Origin of the sequence: Paenibacillus sp. FSL R7-0210 (genome assembly GCF_038009085.1) — a bacterium.
GTDB classification, from domain to species: domain Bacteria; phylum Bacillota; class Bacilli; order Paenibacillales; family Paenibacillaceae; genus Paenibacillus_AQ; species Paenibacillus_AQ silagei.
Window position 1 is genome coordinate 546,191 of record NZ_JBBPAR010000001.1, and the last position, 20,202, is coordinate 566,392.

General features: G+C 54.3%; 15 protein-coding genes. 11 read left to right on the forward strand and 4 right to left on the reverse strand.

Annotated features, from left to right (window positions below):
* The first annotated feature begins 4 nt into the window (after nucleotides 1-4).
* Both MKY64_RS02445 and MKY64_RS02450 read left to right on the forward strand, forming a co-directional pair.
* Nucleotides 5-1,153, forward strand: coding sequence for a DHHW family protein (locus tag MKY64_RS02445; protein ID WP_036732313.1), 1,149 nt, complete (start codon nucleotides 5-7; stop codon nucleotides 1,151-1,153).
* Between the two features lie 22 nt (nucleotides 1,154-1,175).
* Nucleotides 1,176-1,664, forward strand: a complete 489-nt coding sequence (locus MKY64_RS02450) for a DUF4358 domain-containing protein (protein WP_036732311.1) — start codon at nucleotides 1,176-1,178, stop codon at nucleotides 1,662-1,664.
* 105 nt (nucleotides 1,665-1,769) lie between these two features.
* On the opposite strand, the gene MKY64_RS02455 is transcribed toward MKY64_RS02450, so the two are convergent.
* Nucleotides 1,770-2,771: a VanZ family protein gene (locus tag MKY64_RS02455; RefSeq protein ID WP_340950738.1), complete on the reverse strand. Its 1,002-nt coding sequence runs from the start codon at nucleotides 2,769-2,771 to the stop codon at nucleotides 1,770-1,772.
* Nucleotides 2,772-3,992: 1,221 nt separating this feature from the next.
* Between MKY64_RS02455 and MKY64_RS02460 the strand changes: the two genes are divergently transcribed.
* The 3 genes from MKY64_RS02460 to MKY64_RS02470 are packed head-to-tail and all read left to right on the forward strand — an operon-like array spanning nucleotide 3,993 to nucleotide 5,918.
* Entirely contained in the window at nucleotides 3,993-4,190 is a 198-nt protein-coding gene (locus MKY64_RS02460; RefSeq protein WP_036732308.1) for a hypothetical protein, read from the forward strand.
* Nucleotides 4,183-5,442, forward strand: coding sequence for a DNA polymerase IV (locus MKY64_RS02465; RefSeq protein ID WP_340950742.1), 1,260 nt, complete (start codon nucleotides 4,183-4,185; stop codon nucleotides 5,440-5,442). The genes MKY64_RS02460 and MKY64_RS02465 overlap by 8 nt, the downstream gene beginning before the upstream one ends.
* The gene (locus MKY64_RS02470; protein ID WP_036732304.1) at nucleotides 5,439-5,918 is read left to right on the forward strand and encodes a hypothetical protein; all 480 of its coding nucleotides are present in this window, start codon (nucleotides 5,439-5,441) and stop codon (nucleotides 5,916-5,918) included. The genes MKY64_RS02465 and MKY64_RS02470 overlap by 4 nt, the downstream gene beginning before the upstream one ends.
* A 6-nt stretch (nucleotides 5,919-5,924) precedes the next feature.
* On the opposite strand, the gene MKY64_RS02475 is transcribed toward MKY64_RS02470, so the two are convergent.
* From MKY64_RS02475 to MKY64_RS02485, 3 genes are all read right to left on the reverse strand, one after another.
* Nucleotides 5,925-6,329, reverse strand: coding sequence for a GNAT family N-acetyltransferase (locus MKY64_RS02475; protein ID WP_340950744.1), 405 nt, complete (start codon nucleotides 6,327-6,329; stop codon nucleotides 5,925-5,927).
* Nucleotides 6,330-6,780: 451 nt separating this feature from the next.
* Nucleotides 6,781-8,595 (reverse strand): alpha-glycosidase, encoded by a 1,815-nt coding sequence (locus MKY64_RS02480; protein ID WP_340950746.1) that lies wholly within the window; start codon nucleotides 8,593-8,595, stop codon nucleotides 6,781-6,783.
* Nucleotides 8,596-8,705: 110 nt separating this feature from the next.
* Nucleotides 8,706-9,404, reverse strand: a complete 699-nt coding sequence (locus MKY64_RS02485; RefSeq protein WP_340950749.1) for an SOS response-associated peptidase — start codon at nucleotides 9,402-9,404, stop codon at nucleotides 8,706-8,708.
* Nucleotides 9,405-9,517: 113 nt separating this feature from the next.
* Here MKY64_RS02485 and MKY64_RS02490 point away from each other — a divergent pair, with 113 nt between their 5' ends.
* The 6 genes from MKY64_RS02490 (at nucleotide 9,518) to MKY64_RS02515 (ending at nucleotide 20,199) form a co-directional block, all read left to right on the forward strand.
* The gene (locus MKY64_RS02490) at nucleotides 9,518-9,988 is read left to right on the forward strand and encodes a DUF523 domain-containing protein (protein WP_036732298.1); all 471 of its coding nucleotides are present in this window, start codon (nucleotides 9,518-9,520) and stop codon (nucleotides 9,986-9,988) included.
* A 230-nt stretch (nucleotides 9,989-10,218) separates the two neighbouring features.
* Nucleotides 10,219-11,370: a cysteine desulfurase family protein gene (locus MKY64_RS02495; RefSeq protein ID WP_340950750.1), complete on the forward strand. Its 1,152-nt coding sequence runs from the start codon at nucleotides 10,219-10,221 to the stop codon at nucleotides 11,368-11,370.
* A gap of 87 nt (nucleotides 11,371-11,457) precedes the next feature.
* Nucleotides 11,458-11,979: a PRC-barrel domain-containing protein gene (locus MKY64_RS02500; protein ID WP_036732295.1), complete on the forward strand. Its 522-nt coding sequence runs from the start codon at nucleotides 11,458-11,460 to the stop codon at nucleotides 11,977-11,979.
* A 14-nt stretch (nucleotides 11,980-11,993) separates the two neighbouring features.
* Entirely contained in the window at nucleotides 11,994-12,203 is a 210-nt protein-coding gene (locus tag MKY64_RS02505; RefSeq protein WP_036690502.1) for a hypothetical protein, read from the forward strand.
* 258 nt (nucleotides 12,204-12,461) lie between these two features.
* The gene (locus MKY64_RS02510) at nucleotides 12,462-17,018 is read left to right on the forward strand and encodes a carbohydrate binding domain-containing protein (protein ID WP_340950754.1); all 4,557 of its coding nucleotides are present in this window, start codon (nucleotides 12,462-12,464) and stop codon (nucleotides 17,016-17,018) included.
* A 208-nt stretch (nucleotides 17,019-17,226) separates the two neighbouring features.
* Nucleotides 17,227-20,199, forward strand: coding sequence for a GH36-type glycosyl hydrolase domain-containing protein (locus MKY64_RS02515; protein WP_340950755.1), 2,973 nt, complete (start codon nucleotides 17,227-17,229; stop codon nucleotides 20,197-20,199).
* The last annotated feature ends 3 nt before the right edge of the window (nucleotides 20,200-20,202 follow it).

A 20,202-nucleotide genomic window follows, 5' to 3' on the forward strand; every position in this document is an offset into this window, starting at 1 on the left:
TTGATTGAAGAAATACGACCAAGTCTATTACCGCGCACTCGCCATTGTACTGCTTATGTTTACCGGGGCGGTATTGGTTGTCAATATTCTGACCCCGGGAAAGGTATTTTCCGAATCAGAGAACCGGATGCTGCAGCAGCTCCCGGCCTTCTCGCTTCAAGCCTTAGAATCAGGCAAGTTTACTTCCGAATTTGAAGCGTATCTATCGGATCAGTTTATGGAGAGGGACTTTTGGATTGGACTGAAATCTGACGCGGACCGGGGATTGGGAAGGAAAGAGAGCAACGGGGTTTACATCGGCAAGGACGGATACTTAATTCAAAAATTTACTCCTCCCGGGGAAGGAGAGTTGGAAGACAAGGTGAAAGCCATTCAAGCCTTTGATCAGGCTACGCCTGGTCTGCGCAAATATATGATGCTGGTGCCGACGGCAGCTTCCATACTTGAGGATAAATTGCCGCCTTATGCTTCCGGGGGCGGTGAGAGGGTCTATTGGAACAAGATAAAGGCTTCTGATCTCGGGAATATTCACTGGATCGATGTTTTCCCCGCGCTGGAGGCGAACAAGGAGCAGCCGCTCTATTACAAAACGGACCATCACTGGACGACCAAAGGCGCTTTTCTAGCCTATCGGGAGCTGGGTGCATCCATAAGTTTTACCCCCAAGAACGAAGACGATTTCAACATTCGTGAGGTCACCGGTCAGTTCTACGGATCTTTGTATTCGAAAAGCGGATTCAGGCACGTACAGCCGGATTCTATAGAGCTGTATTATCCCAAGAGACCGGCGGCCCTGTCCGTGGATTATGCCCACGAACAGCAAAGTGCGGATTCGATGTACGTTATGGAAAACCTCACAAAGAAGGATAAATACACTGTTTTTTTCAATGGGAATCATAGCCTGATCCGCATAACAACCGGACATACGGAAGGGCGGAGACTGCTTATTGTTAAAGATTCGTATGCCAACAGCCTGATCCCTTTTTTAACATCGCATTTCAGTGAAATTGATGTGGTAGACCTCCGTTATTATGATGGGGATCTACTGAAGCTTACGGAAGAACGGCAAATCCGCGACATGCTGATTTTGTATAACATCACCACATTTGTTGAAGATCCATCTATTACATCATTAGCAGATTCTGTGGAATAATCCATAAAGGGGTTGAGTAACGATGTTTCCGGGAAAGAGAATGAAATACTTAGTTGTCCTGGCTGCAGTCATGAGCTTATGTGGCATTCTGATCGGATGCTCCAGTAAGAAGGAAGACGCCAAGGATGTTCCTGTCCATACCATTGAGGAGCGTATCAAGCAAGCGGCTTCTATGGAAGCCATGGAAAAAGGGGATATGAACAGGCTTAAGAAGCTCTATCATTTTAATGCAGAGGAAGTTCAGGATTTTGTGCTCTATACGGCAGAATCGAACGTCGAAGCAAATGAGCTGGCCGTGATCAGGGTGAAGCAAGAGAATCAGGCGGAAAGCGTTAAGGAGAAAATCATGAAAAGAATTGAGGCTCAAAAGGTCAAGCTGAAGGACTACCGTCCTGAGCAATTTTACCTCGTCGAAAAGCATATATTAAAGGTCAAAGGCCCATATATTTTGTTTACGGTCTCCAAGAATGCGGAGCAAATCGAAAGTGCGTTTAACGAAGCGCTTAAATAATCTCATTCACAAATGCGAAAAAGACCCCTCGGCCATCCACGGCTTGGAAGGGGCACGCATAAGTTTCTATCTGCAGGAGCTATCTGGCTAGCGGGCCTATTTATTTTATCCCCCGCCCAGCAGCCGCTGAAGCCGCGTTGCCAGCTTTTGGCCGGCATTGGCCTCTACGAGCGTAAGGTCCCACAATACCGCATGGGTTCGAGGGTCGGCAGCATCAGTTTTGACTGTAAGGGTCAGCTCCTGTTTGCCTTCAAGCGGCACCTGAAAAGACAGCGGCTGATTCTCGCTCGGTGCGATATTCACATCCAGGGAGTAAAGCTCTTCTCCGTCGGCGCTGATCATGACGCTGCTGGTGCCGCTGCCCTTAGCAGGTATAGCATCGTCAGGGACGCCGAAATTCCCGGCTAACTCCTTATACTGTCCATCCAGGCGTATTGAGAACTCGTGGAGTCCCGGATGATCAGGGCTATAGAGATTGACCGCCGGTTCAATCTGCTCCTGTGCCATAGTGAAACTATGGAGTCCTTGTTCCCACTGCACTTCACCATGCTCAAGGGGGAGCTGGTCCAGCGCTCTGATCTCCCCGCGGCCATGATCCAAATAATAGTTAATACCGCTCACGGCGGAGTAGACGATTAATGTCAAGATAGCGCCTGAGGACAGGAGCTTGAGCACCCCTCTTGGCGTTGTCCGGTCGCGGCGGATCAGCCGCTGGGCGCCGTAGCCGACAGCCGCACCGAGCGTATTAATAACGATATCGTTGATATCGAACGCACCCAAACGGGTTACCATCTGAATCAGCTCTACCCCGGTAATGGCTGCTAAGAAGACTAAGAGGAACGGCAGGAAGCGGCAGCGAACCAGCAGCGGGATAACGAGGCCGAACGGTACGAAGGCCAAATAGTTACCCAGATTGAAGACCCATAGATTCAAATAACCACCGCCTGGAAAGTGCAGCGGAATTCCGTCAAAGGTCAGCTGATACCGTAAGCCTGTCTCCGGCAGAGCCGATGAGCGGTTGAAGCCGGCAAACAAGAAAAATAAGGTGAGGATCGTGTAGAGACTTAAGCCGATCCAGACGGCAGTCCTCTTTTTGCCTTCAAACATGATGGTTGACCTCTCTTTATTCTTAGTTTAGTCCCCCTTGCAGGGATAACATAGGAAGTATAAGCTATCCTCACAGCTCCAGCAAGGCGGAGGGGCTTTACGTTCAGCTTTTCCTATCATCACACATTAATGTGTTAATCGTACTTGCAATCCATCCAATGCCTATTCTTTGGGTGTGGCCAATAACAGCACCAATGTTCTGCTCAATACTGCCAGTGTTACCGGACCCGTGACCTTTTCCGGCGTTTCGACTGGATAAAAGAAAAAAAACCGTCAGCCTTAATTGGTCGGCGGGATTTTTTATACTAGATCAATCCATTCATCCTCTATTCTCCTTGATCAGTGTACGCTCATACTCCGACGGGGTTCGGTCTTAATGGGACGGTCGGCTCGGCGTTACGGACTGAGACGCGCTTATTTCGAAGGAGAGTCACAACTTGGGCAAGTTGCGGACACGGCCCTTATTAACGAATATTCCGCTCCTAAACGTTCTTTAGAGAGACAATAAGGTCCACTCGGTCCGTTACTCCGCAAGAAGTTCCTGTTTCTTCAAATTAACGGCTCTCTGGTCCGTAAGGAACCGAAGTAGCTCGGGGCCCTTGCTTGGCCTGCAGGCTACATTACTCCATTTTTGATTTTACAATTTTGCTGGCGGTAACTTGTGCCGGAAAGGAATCATCACTTGTTTGATAGAACACTTCAATTTCTTCACCCTTTTATATTTAGAAGGTGAAACTCCATTTACCCAAATGGCTTGAGAATACATATTAGTTTCTAGAACTTCCTTGTAATTCTTATTCAAGTCTTCTTCTTTCAACTGAGCGATTACCAAGATCCTTGTATTCTCTACATCTACTGTGTGTACCTTCCCTTTAAAAACATTATCCCCTTGCTACAGGCGGCCAGGGCTAACAAAAAAACGAAAATGAGAGTCGATTGGAGACTCGCTTTTAGAAGCATGGACGTTCTCCTTTGAGGGGGTATGACATTATTCAATATTACCTCCTTTTGGGTTTCAGTTCCAGCTAGTGAATGCGGTGGAATTCCTGTTTGTTCCAGCTTTTCTCTATCTCTAAATGTTCCTTCCCGGTTCTAACTATCTCCGACTCAGCATACCCTATCTTAACGGGAACATTTGTTCTATTTTACCATTGCTTAAAAATCTTAATCCTGGTTATAATACAAACAAATGTTCTTACTTAAGCCCGGAGGCGATTAGTCATGAAGATGAGCATCGGCCAAACCATAGAAATGATATACCTGGACAAAGCGGGCCAGATTACGCAGCGGAAAATTGAAGTGCGCGGCATTCGTGACGGCCGCATACGTGCCACCTGTCTGAGTACCGGCCAGCCCCGTGTATTCCTAACCGCCAATATTCTGTCGTGGCATCCGGTACGGGGGCGGAGGTATGCCTAAGGACCGGATTATTCTGCTCTCGGACTGCCAGTCCTTCTATGCCAGCGTCGAGAAGGCGGCCCATCCCGAATATGCGGATCAGCCTGTCGCTGTGGGTGATCCGTCGCGGATGAACGGGATTGTGCTGGCCGCCTGCCCGCTTGCGAAATCCTATGGCGTAACTACCGCATCACGCGTGGGCGAAGCCCTGACGAAATGCCGGGATCTCGTGGTCATCCGGCCGCGGATGGGGACGTATATTCAGGTCTCGCTGCTGATCTCAGAGATCTACCAGGGGTATACCGATCTGGTGGAGGCGTTCAGCATTGATGAGCAGTTCCTGGATGTGACCGGTTCTCTGCGCGTGTTCGGAGGGGATTTGCCGGAGCTGATTCACTCGATCCAGCAGCATGTTCTGTTATCTACCGGAGTGTGGACCCGGGTGGGCATCGGCCCGTCCAAAATCCTCGCTAAAATGGCCAATAATTTCGCCAAGAAGAAGGCAGCCGGAACCTTCCGGCTGGATTACGATAATCTGGACACAGAGCTATGGCCGCGCCCGGTGCATGAAATGTTCATGGTGGCGGGCCGGATGACCAAGAATTTCTACCGCATGGGTATTTCGACCATTGGAGACATTGCCCGGATGGAGCTGGGCGAGCTGAAGCGGAGAATGCGCACCACGCTGGGTAAGCAGAGCGATATTCAAGCGGAATATTATTGGCAGACCGCACGCGGCATCGATCCCAGCCCGGTGGTGACCGGGATACGCCATGAGATGAAGTCCGTCGGCCACGGGAAGGCGCTGCGCTGGAATCTGTATACCCGGCTGCCGGAGATTGAGGTGGTGCTGCTGGAACTGGTGATTGAGGTCTGCCGGCGGGCGCGGAAGTACCGATACATGGGAGCTGTGGTGTCCGTTGCGGTAGTGGAGACAGACGGCAACACCTCGAATGCCTACAGCCGGCAGACGACACTGCCGGAGCCTTCGTCGTTAACCCATGAGGTGGCAGCGGCTGCCTACCGTCTATTCGTAGATCATTGGAGCGGCTTGCCGATTAGCCGGCTGGCTATCTCTATATCCCAGCTCACGGATGACAGCGTGATGCAGCTGACCTTGTTCGACGACCGGATACGAAGCAGTAGCAGAGAACGGGCTATTGATCAGATCAAGAACCGGTACGGAAGCGGGGCGCTGATCCGCGCGTCTTCTTTGCTGGAGTCTGGGGTTGCTCTGGAACGGGCGCAGCAGATTGGGGGGCACTATAAATGAGCAAGCTAGACGGAAACGAGCGGTGGAAATCCAAAATGTTAATGACAGAGCATGTCCAGCAGTATGAGCAGAAGCAGGGGACAGAGGGCAGGAAAATGATTACGGTAGAGGAGCGGACGATGGTGCGTGACCTCATTCTGCTTCCTTACCTCGATACGATGGTCAGCAAAAGTCTGAAGGAGCTTGAGCTGTCCAATAGTATTCTTAAGCGGGCTTTCATGCTCGCCGGCCAGGCGATTCAGCAGCGTATTATGCAGGATACCTACCAGCTCCAGAAGGAACTGAAGCAGCATAATATCCGGGTGCTGGCCGATGAGCAGGAGGAGTTCCTGGTGTATTACAAAATCTTTTGCCGGGGCTATCAGGAACGCTTCGGACTTACCCGGGATGTGATGCGCACCGAGATCAGCCTGCGGCTGACCAGGTACACGGCGGAGCTTGGAGCCGGTCTGAAAAACCAGCATTTGAGCAGTTAGTATCAGCTACAGCGCTTTGGTGAAGAAAATCTCTAGCGGCTCATTATCCGGCAGCAGGCAGCCTGAGTCCCGGTAGCCCAGTTTCCGGTAGAAATGCTGTGCCTCTTCACTCGCCATCGAGGAGGTCATAACCTGCTTATGGCCCATGGCCTGCATCGCTTGCTCCCAGTGCTGCACCGCCTGTCGGCCGAATCCTGCGCCGCGATAAGGCTCATCAATCCACAGCAGATTCATGAAGGGGATCTGGTCCCAGAAATACCCGTACCGCAGCCAGCCAATGTCCAGGCTACCCTCGCTCAGAATGTAAATTTCCTGCTGGTTTATTTTAGAGAGAAGAAGTGAGTTCAGGATATGGTGGTCACGGCTTGCGAGATAATCATAATCGGCTTCGGTTGCGGTTCTGATGTTCATAGGGTGATTCTCCTGTCATTGTATAGTGTGTGAAGAACGATTGTCCTTACAAAAGTCTACCACCTCTGGTTGTCTGGTTCGGTGTAACAAACAGCTATAAACAAACAAGCCCCTTCCTGGGACTTGTCTTTGTCTTTGATTGGCCCGAATGTATGCCAAAAACAGCATACATTGTGCCGGTGCGCAGGCGCATGGCCCGAATGTATGCCAAAAACAGCATACATTGTGGTGGTGCGCAGGCGCATGGCCCGAATGTATGCCAAAAACAGCATACATTGTGGTGGTGCGCAGGTGCATGGCCCGAACGTATGCCAAAAACAGCATACATTGTGCCGGTGCGCAGGCACATGGCCCGAATGTATGCCAAAAACAGCATACATTGTGGTGGTGCGCAGGCACATGGCCCGAATGTATGCCAAAAACAGCATACATTGTGCCGGTGCGCAGGTAATCAGGCTTCGCCGCCAGCTTGTCGGCTATACAGAATCCGGTATTCCAGCGGCTCCAGCGTCATGCGGATTTTCTCCCCATCCTGCTCCACAGGCTCGCCGCTCAAGGCATCCTGCCAAGTGCCCTCACCCAGGGATTGCATAAGCGTCAGCGGTTCAGCGGAATTATTCATCCAGACTGTGAAGCGGGTGTGCTCATTCCAGCGTTCATACACTAGGGCCCGGCTGCCCGGATCACTCCGCAGGAAGCGGAACTGGCCGGTGCGCAGCACCTCGTGCTCTTTGCGCAGGGCAATGAGGCTCTGATAAAAGCGCAGCAGCTCACGGTCCTGCCGGTCCTCTTCCCAGATCATACATTTGCGGCAGTCCGGGTCGTCTCCGCCGGTAAGTCCGATCTCGTCCCCATAGAAGATGCACGGCGTCCCGGTGAAGGTGAAGAGGAAGGTGACCGCAAGCTTCAGCCGCCCCTTGTCCCCGCCGAGCCGGTTAAGCACTCTCGGGGTATCATGGCTCGCCAGAAGATTGAACAGTACCTCATTCGCCTGCCGGGGATAACGCATGAGCAGCCCGTAGATTTGAGCAGCGAAGGTTCCGGGATCAACCTCCTCGTCGGTCCCGAAGAACTTCAGCAGCCGGTCAGAGAAGGGATAGTTCATTACCGAATCGAACTGGTCGCCCTGCAGCCAGCTGAGGGAGTCGCTCCACACCTCGCCGATGATGAACGCTTCCGGGTTAATTTCTTTGACCGCCTTGCGGAAATCCCGCCAGAATACATGGTCCACCTCATTGGCTACATCCAGCCGCCAGCCGTCGATGTGTACCTCCTTGAGCCAGAATTTGGTGATATCCAGCAGATAATCTCTGGCTTCCGGATGGGCAGTGTTGAGCTTGGGCATTCCGCTGAAGAAGCCGAAGGTATCATAGTTGGCCTTGCCGTCCAGCACCTGAACGGGATAATCATGGACATGGAACCAGCCTGCGTATTTGGAATCCGCTCCATGCTCCAGCACATCCTTGAACGGTGCGAACTCGGAGCTGGTATGATTGAAGACGGCATCGAGGACCACCTTAAGCCCTTTGGAATGGGCGAGATCAACCAGTTGCTTGAGCTTATCAAGATCCCCGAAGCTGGCGTCAATCGTTCCGTAGTCAACGGTGTCATATTTATGGTTGCTGGGAGCCTGGAAGATCGGGGTCAGATACAGCGCCGTTACGCCAAGCTCGGCAATATAATCCAGATGGTCAATCATCCCCTGCAAGTCTCCGCCAAAATAGCTGTCGTGGGTGGGCGGTGCCCCCCATTCGAGCGTCCCTTCGGGGTCATTCGCCGGATCTCCGTTAGCGAACCGGTCCGGCATAATCTGATAGAAGACCGCAGATTTCGCCCATTCGGGAACCTGGAGCAGGTCGGCCTCATGAAGGTAAGGCATTTCGTAGTAGCCTCCGGCAGGCTCGGGCAGCCTGTCTGTAAAGAACCCGGATTCTAGCATCCATACGGTTTCCTGATCGGTTTCCAGCCGGAAGCCGTAGGAAAAGCGTTTGAACTCAGGGAAGATTTCTGCTTCCCAGTAATCGAAGAAGCTGTCGGTAGCCACCTTGCGCATGCTCAGCTCCTGATGATGCTGCTCCCAGTCGTATTTATCGCCGGTCAGGGCAAATACCCGGTCTACATTGTTTTTTTTGCTGCGGATTCTTAAGTGGTAGGTGTCCTTGTTATAGGCATACGCCCATCGCCCCTGCGTTGAATGATAGAGACATTCCAGCTCGATGGAGTCGCCGGATGAGCTTAAGGACACTGCTTGTCTGCTGGGAGCCATATGAAATTCCTCCTGGGATACGTATTGTGGATGGATATTATGAGGTATGAGCTTTAGTTAATACCCTGGGACCGGAGGTTTCAAACAGCAGATATTTCACTAGGCAGCAGTCAAAATAGGGTGCCCTGCACCGGCTCCGGCCCGGCTCTGCGGATCAGCTCCGGGTAGTCACTCCGAGCATTGCCCACGGCTGGGGAGACGGGATAAGCCATCATCTGTTCCGCATCGTAAGGCCGCAGCAGCTTCATCAGGTCGGGAATATTCCGGTTGCTGCGCTCCAGCCACTGCGCTTCCCCGTCTGCATCCAGAATGACCGGCATCCGGTCATGGATGTCTTTCATGAGAGTGTTCGGAGCGGTGGTGATGATCGTGCAGGTGGAGATTCTGCCGCCGTCCGGACTGGTCCAGATATCATACAGTGCAGCCATGGAGAACAGCTTACCGTCCCGCATCGTGATCCGCATCGGCTGCTTGCCGCCTTCCAGGGTCTCCCAGTCATAGAAGCCGTCTGCGGGAATCACACAGCGGCGGGAGGCCACCAGCCCTTTGAATGAAGCCTTTTCCAGCAGCGTTTCACTGCGTGCATTGATTAGCTTGGCAGCGTTCTTGTCCTCCTTGGACCAGGAAGGGAGCAGCCCCCAGCGGAGTTCTCCAAGCTTATTCTGTGTGCCGTCATGAATAACCGCAGCAATATGCTGCATCGGAGCCGCGTTATACCTTGGCGCATATTGGATGAGCGGATGCTCCCGGATGAAATACTTGGCGATCAGCTCCTCCAGCGTTACCGTAATCGTATATCTTCCGCACATTTTATCTATGCCTCCCTGGGTAGTTAACGGTTTACAGACCGAACAGCTTGTCTTAGCATTATATTAGAATTATATAAGATGAGACTGAAGATTGCGAAGGGGGACGGCAGCACATGATTATCGTAAGCTCCTGCCTGGCAGGAATGAAGGTCAGATATAATGGAACCGATTGTCTGGAGCAGGGCATCCGGCAATTACTGGACAGCCGGCAGGCGGTTGCAGTATGCCCCGAGCTGCTGGGCGGCTTCTCTACCCCGAGAGAACCGGCAGAGATTATAGGCGGCAGCGGCAGAGATGTGCTGGAGGGGCAGGCCCGGGTGGTTGACAGAACAGGGAATGATGTAACCGCAATGTATATAGAAGGCGCGCATGCCGCGCTGGAGCAGGCACGCAGCTTAGCTGCCACGCTTGTTGTCCTTAAGGAGAACAGCCCTTCCTGCGGCAGCTCAAGGATCTATAACGGAGAATTTGCGGGCGGGAAAATCCCCGGAGAAGGGGTGACCACAGCCCTCTTGCGGCTGCATGGTATTGAAGTGATCTCCGAGGAGCAGCTTGCCGCGCGGTTGCCGGAATTAGAGGGCTGATCGGGAGCGCCAACCATGGACAAATGTTACAATATTGTGTTTATTAACAGGTGGTAAAACAGGCAGTTCAGCAGTATAATCTAGTAGTCCTGTAAGTGGAAACGGCATTGCCGTCCTTTTTAAGGACGGTACCGTTTCAGCGAGAAATAGAAGGATAAATTATCGTGTGAAACAAATAAATTCTTATATTTTAAGAAAATCCTGAATTTCAAGAAGTGGAGAATTTCGTTATGAAACCCATCTATTTGGACCACGCCGCCTCAACACCGGTTCATCCGGAGGTGGCAGCGGTTATGTATCATATGCTGTTGAACGAGTACGGCAATGCGTCCAGTGTGCACCAGTTCGGACGGTCTGCCAAGAGAATTATAAATGGGGCGCGCGATAGAATCGCGGGCTTTTTGGGCTGTTCCCCTGAGGAGTGGGTGTTCACAAGCGGCGGCACGGAGAGCGATAATCTCGCCCTGTTCGGGGCGGCCTATGCTTCTGCTTCCAAGGGTAGACATATCATTACTACAGCGGTTGAGCATCATGCAGTGCTGCATACCTGCGCGGAACTGGAAGGGCAGGGCTTCGAGGTCACCTATCTTCCTGTCGATTCTACCGGCCGTGTCTCTTTGGAGGATGTAGAATCGGCTCTGCGCGAGGATACAGTACTGATTAGCATAATGTATGTGAATAATGAAGTGGGAACTGTACAGCCTATAGAAGAGATTGGCAGATTAGCGGCCGAACGGGGTGTGCTTGTGCATGTAGATGCTGTACAAGCTCTGGGAACGCTGCCCCTGGTGCTCCGCGACCTGCCGGTAGACTATATGAGCTTCTCGGCCCACAAGATCGGAGGTCCTCAGGGGATTGGAGGCTTGTACGTCCGGCGGGGGGCGCCGCTTATGCCAAGACAGCATGGCGGACTTCAGGAGCGCGGCCGGCGGGCGGGCACGGAGAGTCTGGCTCATACCGCCGGGTTCGCCAGAGCCGTTGAACTGGTTGTACAAGGGCTGCCGGGTCATCATGAGCAGGCTCTGGAGCTCCGCAGAACACTGCTGGAAGAGCTGGACAAGCAGGTCGGAGCAGAGAGATATGTTATCAACGGAAATGAACAGCATACGGTGCCTGGAATTCTGAATATCAGCTTCCCCGGGGCCAAGACAGATGTGCTGCTGATGAACCTGGACATGGAACGGATTGCGGCAGCCAGCGGCTCAGCCTGTACATCAGGATCTCTGGAAATCTCGCATGTTCTGCAGGCGATGAAGCTTCCGGAAGAACTTTTGAACTCTGCGATTCGCTTTAGTACAGGTTTGGGTAATACTAATGAAGAAATGCAGGTTGTGGCCCAGAAAGTTGGAACCGTTTTGAACCGGCTGCGTACAAAAGACTAGGTTTTCGTGCAGTCTGGCAGACGTTCGGGAGGTCTTTGGCCCATGGGACCCGTATGCAATACTTAAGGTGAGGGGACTTTGGATACCATGAAGCTTCAAGATATGATTGGCCTCACTGTATATGAAGTTGAAGAAGGTACGGAAGTCGGTGAAATAATCGACATTGGACTGGATTCAAACTGGAATATTACGGGTATTGAACTGGAAAGTAAATCTTTTTTTGGAAGGCTTGTGAAAGTTGTGGCATGGGATAATATTGCCGCTTATGGCGAAGATGCTGTCATGATCCGCAATAAAGAGTCGATTGTTAAGGTTGACGCTGACCATATATCCTACACTTTCCTCTTGGGAAAGAACAAATTGAAGGACAGGCAGGTGCTTACAGCATCGGGAACGGTGCTTGGGCGAATATCGGATGTTTATTTTGACCAAAAGTTGGGAAACACAATAGTAGCGCTGGAAATCAGTGACGGGCTTGTAACTGATTTGATCGAAGGCCGCAAATGGCTGCCTTGTTCTGAAGAGATGACTATCGGAGAGGATTCTGTACTGGTTCCCGCGATGAGTGAAGAACGGCTCCAAAATGCCATTAATATTGTTAACGGATAGGTGGAATGTATTATATGAAGTGTCCAAACTGCAACTCCAAGGATATCGGCAAGATCGGCTCCCACCAGTTCTATTGCTGGGGCTGTTTCATCGAACTAACGGTCAACGGCGAGAAAATGTCGGTGTATCAGGTTGAAGAGGATGGCACGCTCAGCTCGCTTGACGATCTGTTCTCGGGTGAAGAGGTTGCACAGGATTTCCCGCAAATCCACGCCTCCTCTTGAGCATTGCCTGATTCATAACCGGCTAACAGTTACATAGATTCGCCGTGCCCAAATACCGGGCGGCTCTTGAAGCCGCCTGGTATTTGGGCTTTTTTGCTGTTCTCCAAAAACAATTGGAAAAACAACACTACGAAAGTTGCATCTTTGTTATAAGGGCTAAGGAATTGGTATGTCGTCTCCGGGACACGGACCCTATACTGAAATCGACTGGCACGGGGCCAGAATTCAACAAGGTTCTACACGAGGGGGAATGTTCAGATGTACCGCAAAGGAATATCGAAGCTTCTGATTGCCGGATTGCTGCTGTCAGGAATTCAGCTTCCGGGAACTACAGGAATAGCGCAGGCAGATAACGGGAAAGACGCAGACAGGCTGTCTGCAAGTACAGGACAGGCAGATGCAGCCCGGGCGGCAGGGTTCACCGATATGAAACAGCACTGGGCGTCGGCTGCAGTGAACAGGCTGTCAGCCGCAGGAATTCTGCAAGGGGACGAGGCAGGACAATTCAGACCGGGACAAGCGGTCTCACGGGCAGAGATGGCCGCCATCATCAGCCGCGTGTTCCGTTATTCGGATTCGGGCAGCACTGTGTTCAGTGATGTAAGCGCTTCTTCCTGGTATGGCAAGGATGTAAGCCGCGTGAATGCCGCAGGCGTTATTCAAGGCTACGCGGACGGCCGGTTCCAGCCGGGATCGGCGGTCACCCGCCAGGAAGCTGTAACCATGCTGAGCCGGGCATTCACGCTGGAGGCGGGCTCCCCGAGTGCGCTGGCTGCACAGTCAGATGCGGCAGTGGTCAGCGGCTATGCCCGGGAAGCCGTGAGTGCGATGCTGGACGCCGGTTACCTGCGCGGCGATGCGGACGGCAAGCTGAATCCCAAGGCGCAGATGACCCGGGCCGAGCTGGCCGAGCTGCTGAGCCGGATGGTCGGGTGGATCAGCTCAGGCGAGGGAAGCCAGAAGCTTGGAGCCGTGTCCGGCAATGTGATTGTCAACCGGGCGAATGTGCAGCTCGAAGGCGGCCCGGTCAGCGGCAATCTCTACGTCACAGCCGGAGCAGGGGAAGGGGAAGTCTCGTTCTCGGGCATTAAGGTGCAGGGAACGGCACATATCTCAGGAGGCGGTGACCATTCGGTGGTGTTCCGCCAATCTACCCTGGGACAGATCAAGCTGAATAAGCTTACCACCCTGGTAAGGATGGTACTGGAGGATGGCAGCACCGCAGCGCGCATTGAATTGCTTAAGCCGGCGAAGGTGGAGATCGGAGCGGGCTCACGCGCAGAGACTGTGGTCATCGGCGCAGGCGCTGCAGGATCAGAGATCGTGAGCCGGGGGCAGATCGGCCGGCTTGAGAACCAGGGGGAGCGTGTGCTGCTTAACGGCCAGGTACTCAAGTCCGGGGAGACGCTTCGGGACTTGTCCGGCACGGGAGCTACAGCGCAGGCAAGTGCCAAGGCTACCACTGCCCCGGCCCAAGCGGGCGGCGGAAGTGCAGGCGGTGTTGTCACACCAGCGCCAAGCTCAACACCTTCACCAGCGACGCCGGTGCCGACAGCGGCGCCTGTTGCCACGCCGACCCCGACGCCGGCCCCGACTCCGCCAACCCAGAACAATCCATGGGAGCTGGTGTGGAATGACGAATTCGACGGCCAGGCCATTGATGAGGGCAAATGGAATGTACAGGATACCGGCACGGTGTACAATAACGAGCTGGAATATTATCACCCGGACAATGCTTCGCTTACGACAGAGAGCGGGCAGAGCGTACTGGAGCTGGAAGCCCGGAAGCAGGCTTACGGCGGGAAGAATTATACTTCAGCCAAGCTGACCTCGAAGATGAAGGGCGACTGGACCTACGGCAAATTTACCGTGCGGGCCAAGCTGCCGGTTCAGCAGGGCATGTGGCCAGCCATCTGGATGATGCCAACCGATGACGAGACGCAGTATGGACCTTGGCCGGGAAGCGGTGAGATGGACATTATGGAATTGACGGGACCGGTTGCCGGCAAGGCAGAGGCGGATCTCTATCCAAGAACGGTCCATGGCTCGATTCACTACGACATTCCGCACGCATCCCAGACCAAAACCTATGTACTGCCGGAGGGCCAGACCTTCGCGGATGATTATCACGACTTCACGCTGGAATGGCTTCCGGGCCTGATCCGGTATTATGTGGACGATGAAATGTATTTTGAAACCAAAGACTGGGGAACGATGGCCAAAGGCCAGCCGGATTACTATACGTATCCTGCTCCGTTTGACCGGCCGTTCTATATGATTCTGAATTTGGCCGTGGGCGGCGACTGGCCGGGTGATCCGAAGGCCGACTTCAAGTCGGATAAGATGTATGTGGACTATGTAAGGGTCTACAAGTACAAGAACCTGGACCAATGGCCGGATGTAACAGGCAAGCGGCCGATCGATCCGGGGCACTCGGCCCCGCAGCGTCCTGCCCTGGCAGACGGGAATCAGATCTACAACGGGGACTTCAAGGGTACTGTAGCAGCCCAGGGTCAGCCGGAATATTGGGAATTAATTGAGAATGAAGGCGGGAGCGGAACAGCCTCCGTCATTGATGATCAGGATAAGGGCAAGGCGGTGAAGGTTGCCGTCCATGAGGCCGGCAAACAGAACTACTCCATTCAGCTTGCGCAGAAGCCGCTGCTGCTGGAGCGGGGTAAAGCCTACAAGGTAACCTTCGATGCCAAAGCGGACGCAGCCCGGCCGCTGATGAGCAAGCTGACCGAATTCGGCGGCGGATGGACGGCTTATTCCGGGGAGCGCAATTTCCAGCTTACACCGGACTGGCAGCCGTATGAGTACAGCTTCACAATGGCCAAGGCTTCGGACAATAATGCCCGCTTTGAATTCAATCTGGGTCTGAACAACATTTCCGCCTACTTCGCGAATGTAAGAGTGGTAGAGACAGAAGCACCGCCGGTAGTACGCACCCCGCTTGCTGATGGCAACCTGATCTATAACGGAGGCTTCGATCTGGGAGAAGCGCGGCTCGGATATTGGAGCTTTGCCGTTAGGCAGGGCTCGGAAGCAGCGGCGAAGGCTAGTGTAACCAATACACTTGCCCTGCCGATGATGAAGCGGGAATTCCGGGCGGACGTGCAGAAGGCCGGAGGATCGCCGGAGGATGTGACGCTGACCCAGGCAGGAATTCCTGTGTCGGCGGCAGCCGTCTACCAGCTTGCCTTCGATGCGAGATCGGCCGAGGCGCAGCCGCTTGGCATTAAGCTGGCAAGCAGCGGTGGACAGACGGTCTATCCTGACGGAACCACCTTCACGTTGACACCGGAGTGGAAGAGCTATACAGCAGAAATTGAGCTGTCCGGCGGGTCCGGCACGGAAGCTGCATTATCGTTCCTTCTGGGCGCAGCTGCGGGACAGACCGAGCTTGACAATGTGCGTCTGGTACGGATGACCGATCCGCCAGTGCTCACTAACTACCTGCATCTGCGCGGAGACCAGTTCTGGAGAGCCTCAGGAACCGGCCTGATTCCGAGCGGTGAAGGCGGCAAGGATATTACGGACATGGATAAGGGCGACTATGTGGAATACAAGGTGGTACTGCCACAGGCAGGCAGCATTATTCCGGTAACCCGCGTATCCAGTGTGCGCGCGGATTCGGAGCTTACCCTGTCCGTATTGGATGCCGGCAAGCAGAATGTGGTGACGGAATCTGTCTACAGCACGGCAGTAGGCGATACCGGAGGGCTTCAGTCCTACCGGGCGATCGTTGGAGCACCACTGGAGTTGCCTGCGGGAAGCTATTACATCCGTCTTGGCGGCAGCGGCTACAATCTGGCCTGGCTGGATCTGTCCCGCGAGCTGGTGGTGAACGGCAGCTTCAAGGACGCTTCCACCGACAACTGGACGCTATACAAGAAGGACTGGGATGACAATGACCCGGGGAAGAGCACTGTAATGAAGGCTGTGTATGGAGAACTGCAGGTTAGCCTCGGCGGAACTGGAACGGAGGCTTGGCATGCACAGGTGAAGCAAGCGGGCATCCCGGTAGAGCAGGGCAAGAAATATCTGCTGCGCTTCGATGCGGATGCTTCGGTAGGCCGGGATATTAAAGCGCTGGTTCAGCATGACGGGACTGAGGATGGCAACTGGACTCCTTATCTGGAACAGGAGCTGAGACTCAGCCAAGACGGCGGACACTATGAATATTTGTTCACTGCCCCGGCAACGGATCCCGCAGCGGTGCTCCAGTTCAGTCTGGGCAAGATCACCGAAGAGCTGGGAGCGCATATGGTCAACCTGAGCCATATCTCCTTGCTTCAGGTAAGCCCGGTGCTGGATGGTGAGGCTTACGGGGAGAATCTGATTCCGAACGGGGACTTCTCAGAGCCGCTTAAGGGCTGGAGCAGCTACTCCTCTGACAACGGGGAGTTAGCCATTGACAATGTGGATGGAGCGCTGCAGATCAAGGTGGGCTCCACCGGCACGAACACCTGGGACCGGCAGGTCTTTTATGAGGGAGTCGCTTACAACGAAGGCAATCATTATACACTTACCTTCAAGGCCAAGGCATCGGCTGAACGCAAAATGAATATCAGCATCGGCTGGCTGGATGTAGCAGACAATTACAACTGGCACGGGTATACGAGCAAAATTGTTGATCTGGGCAGTGAATATCAGGAATATACCGTAGAATTCGATGTTGCCGGAGGCAGCACCTCCATCGGCCGCATTTCCTTCGAGCTGGGGGATATCAAGGATGGCGGCACCGGGCATCTGACGGTGGACGTGGATGATATTGTGCTCACGAATAACGGGACAGCAGCTGCACCTTAAGCACCTTGAACATGCTTTGGATTTTGTTATTCAGGCTTACGATTTGGTATTTAGACTGGCCGCATACACTTCTATAATCATTACATGGAGAACGGGCAACCGTTCTTCATGCTTGTCCAGAACCTTCCCCAATCCTTCGGCCCAATGAGTATACATAACAGGGAATGAGTATCATCCAATAGAAAACAGGAAAAGAGGAGAACCATTCATGATGCTGAAATTCAATACCGCAAGAGCAGCGGCTGCTTCGCCTGAAGATATCCTGAGACAGGCATTCGCAGACCGGATAGACGAGGGCGGCCAGCTAAGCGCCATCTTCACGGATTCCAGGTGCATCGGGGCTGTTGGCGTAGCAGGACTTCCGCTTCGGCTGCCTGCCATTCAGGAGCTGCTTAAGCTCCCGGAGGTGGCAGCGCTGCTGCCGAAGGAGACTGGCGCATCGGCGCTGTTCACCGTGAATGATACAGGTACGGAGCTATCCCTGCATATCCGCCATGCCGGAAGACAGGAACAGGCAATAGCTATACCGGAGGCGGCTGCAATCGCGGCACTGGCGCAGCTTCAGGCTGCACCGGGCTGGGCTGGTGCCCTTAACGCTGAAGGCGAGCATGTGATTGACCTGCGTTCCCCCGTTCCGGGTCCGCACTTCGCGGTCAATCTGCTGCTGGGCAACCGGCTGGAGTTCCCTCATCCGCTCCAGACTACACCGAAGAGCGTGGTAGACCGCCTTGGCGGCGGCAGCTTCCGTTCCCATGCGGCTACCCAGGTGCTGGCGACCCGCTGGGATATGCGCCAGGAGGAGAACGGCTTCCCGGCCAACCGTCAATTCTATCTGTTCGAGGACGGGAAGCAGATCTTCTATTCCGCTGATCCGGGCGGAGAAGGTATTGAATCGGCGGTCTGCCGCCATTCACAGAATGTAACCATCATCACGTACCGCCTGTCTGGCGGACTTGAGATTACGCGCACCATCTTCATTCTGCCGCATGCTGAGGGTCTGCCGCTGGCGACCGAGATGCAGCGCGTTACGATTACGAACCATGGAGAGAGCAGCCGCCAGCTTCGTCTGGTGTACACGGGCATGTTCGGCTCGGCAGCACCGGGCGCTCTATTCGAGGATGTGCTGTATAGCAATGTTATTATGCAAGGCGGCGTATTGCAGGACGCTGATGGTGCCGTGGCTGCAATCAGCCCTGACTATTACCCGGAAGGCGGGCGTCATGATCTGCGCTTCCACACGATGATCATCCACGGGGAAGACGGACCGGTGCTGCCCCGCGAATATTGCGTCAGCTACAATGAGTTCGTCGGCACCGGCTCGCTTCACCGCCCATCCGGCGCGCTGAAGCTAAGCAGCATTCTGCACCGCAAGGGGCCGGGCTTCTTCGCGGTAGCGGGGGAGATTCAGGTTGCTGCCGGAGCCACGGCAGCAGTTGACCAGCTGACGGGCCTTGTCTCCGACAAGAGCGGTGCATCCTGGAGCGATACGGTACTGGAGGAAGAGGTAGGTGCGCTGATCGCCCGCTTCACAAGCCGCAGCTCGGCGGAAGAAGCCTTGGCGCAATCCCTGAAGTTCGTGCGGAATTACTCCAGGTTCCTGCAGGTATCCTCCGGGGACGCGGATTTCGACCAGTTCGTGAACCGTAATCTGCCTTTTCAGGTGCTCTACCAGAGCTTTGTCTCCCGTTCTTTCTGTCAGACCCAGAAGGGCTACCGGGAGATCGGCTTCCGTGAAATTCAGGATATGTATGCCTCGATGTATTATTTCGTCGGGATGGGCCGGGGCGGTCTCGTCAAGAGCCTGCTGAAAGAATGGACCAGCATGGTCTTCGAGCTGGGGTATGCGTATCACAATTTCTTCTGGGCCGGCAAAGAGCCGGGCAAATGGTCCGATGATGCGCTATGGCTGATCCAGGCTGTCTACCGTTATGTCATGCTGACCGGAGATTCGGAGTTCCTCGATGAGTCTTGTCCGGTAGCAGGCACGGACACAGAACGGCCGGTATTCGAGACCCTGAAGGCGATTATTGTCTATTCCGGACAGATCTCGATCGGACGCCACGGCCTGCCGCTGCTCGACTTCGCTGACTGGAACGACTGTCTGAAGCTCGATGACACCTACCTGAACGGCCCGGCCAAGGAAGCTCTCTACCGGAAGCAGCTGGAGGCCGGCGGTGTCTTCGGGGATTCGCTCGAGAGTGATTATTCCGAGAGCGTCATGAACGCCTTCCTGCTGAAGGTGGCGGTCGATGAATTGTCCGCTCTGGCCGCCCGCAAAGGCGAGCAGGCGTATGCAGATGAGCTGACCGGCTTCGGAGCCAAGCTGCGCGAACGCATCCAGGAGCATGCCTGGAAGGGCGATTTCTTCGCCCGCGTGCTGTTCAACCGCTATCCGAACGGAGAATATACGTATCTTGGCGCTGCCGGGGACGGGATGTCCTCCGATCCGGCGAAGGACGGCTCGTACTTCCTGAATTCGTTCAGCTGGAGCATTCTGGCGGGCTGTGCGGATGAGAATCAGATCGCGGTGATGCTGGACACCATGAAGGCGCATCTGATGACGCCTTACGGCATGAAGCTGGTCTCGCCGGTGGCGCTGGGCCGGGTATCCACGCACACGGCATCGGATGAATACTTCCCGGGTGACCGCGAGAACGGCGGCGTATTCAAGCATGCCTGCATGATGGCTGCTGCGGCTATGTTCAAGGGGGCCAAGGAAGTATCCAGCCCGGATCTGGCAGCAGAGCTCTGCCGCCTGGGCTACTGGCTGCTGGACCGGATTATGCCGTTCAAGACGATGGATGATCCGTTTGCCGTCTGCGGGAATCCGCGGTTCTGCACCCAATACAACAACAGCGAGACTGGTGAGAACATCGGTCCGATGCTTAGCGGCACCTCGACCTGGCTCACCCTCTCGCTGATGGAAGCGCTGGGTATTGAATATACGGAGCAGGGCATAGCCCTGAGTCCGGTGCTGCGGGAAGAGCAGACGGAGCTTACCTACACCTTGAAGCTTGGCAGCTCCTCCTACCGGATTCAGGTCCGTAAGCCGGAGGGCTTCCACCGCATGCAGGATGGGGCGGCCCGCCTGATGCTGGACGGCCGGGTACTGGAGGACGGCTTGGTACCGGCCGTAGATGACGGCTTCGCCCATGAGGTAGAGCTTACCTTCGCAGGCTGACGG

What these genes read in the sequence shown, in the direction of transcription:
- MKY64_RS02450 (WP_036732311.1), top strand. Translation starts at nt 1,176, where the DNA reads ATGTTTCCGGGAAAGAGAATGAAATACTTAGTTGTCCTGGCTGCAGTC.
- MKY64_RS02455 (WP_340950738.1), bottom strand. Translation starts at nt 2,771, where the DNA reads ATGTTTGAAGGCAAAAAGAGGACTGCCGTCTGGATCGGCTTAAGTCTC.
- MKY64_RS02460 (WP_036732308.1), top strand. Translation starts at nt 3,993, where the DNA reads ATGAAGATGAGCATCGGCCAAACCATAGAAATGATATACCTGGACAAA.
- MKY64_RS02465 (WP_340950742.1), top strand. Translation starts at nt 4,183, where the DNA reads ATGCCTAAGGACCGGATTATTCTGCTCTCGGACTGCCAGTCCTTCTAT.
- MKY64_RS02470 (WP_036732304.1), top strand. Translation starts at nt 5,439, where the DNA reads ATGAGCAAGCTAGACGGAAACGAGCGGTGGAAATCCAAAATGTTAATG.
- MKY64_RS02475 (WP_340950744.1), bottom strand. Translation starts at nt 6,329, where the DNA reads ATGAACATCAGAACCGCAACCGAAGCCGATTATGATTATCTCGCAAGC.
- MKY64_RS02480 (WP_340950746.1), bottom strand. Translation starts at nt 8,595, where the DNA reads ATGGCTCCCAGCAGACAAGCAGTGTCCTTAAGCTCATCCGGCGACTCC.
- MKY64_RS02485 (WP_340950749.1), bottom strand. Translation starts at nt 9,404, where the DNA reads ATGTGCGGAAGATATACGATTACGGTAACGCTGGAGGAGCTGATCGCC.
- MKY64_RS02490 (WP_036732298.1), top strand. Translation starts at nt 9,518, where the DNA reads ATGATTATCGTAAGCTCCTGCCTGGCAGGAATGAAGGTCAGATATAAT.
- MKY64_RS02495 (WP_340950750.1), top strand. Translation starts at nt 10,219, where the DNA reads ATGAAACCCATCTATTTGGACCACGCCGCCTCAACACCGGTTCATCCG.
- MKY64_RS02500 (WP_036732295.1), top strand. Translation starts at nt 11,458, where the DNA reads ATGAAGCTTCAAGATATGATTGGCCTCACTGTATATGAAGTTGAAGAA.
- MKY64_RS02505 (WP_036690502.1), top strand. Translation starts at nt 11,994, where the DNA reads ATGAAGTGTCCAAACTGCAACTCCAAGGATATCGGCAAGATCGGCTCC.
- MKY64_RS02510 (WP_340950754.1), top strand. Translation starts at nt 12,462, where the DNA reads ATGTACCGCAAAGGAATATCGAAGCTTCTGATTGCCGGATTGCTGCTG.
- MKY64_RS02515 (WP_340950755.1), top strand. Translation starts at nt 17,227, where the DNA reads ATGATGCTGAAATTCAATACCGCAAGAGCAGCGGCTGCTTCGCCTGAA.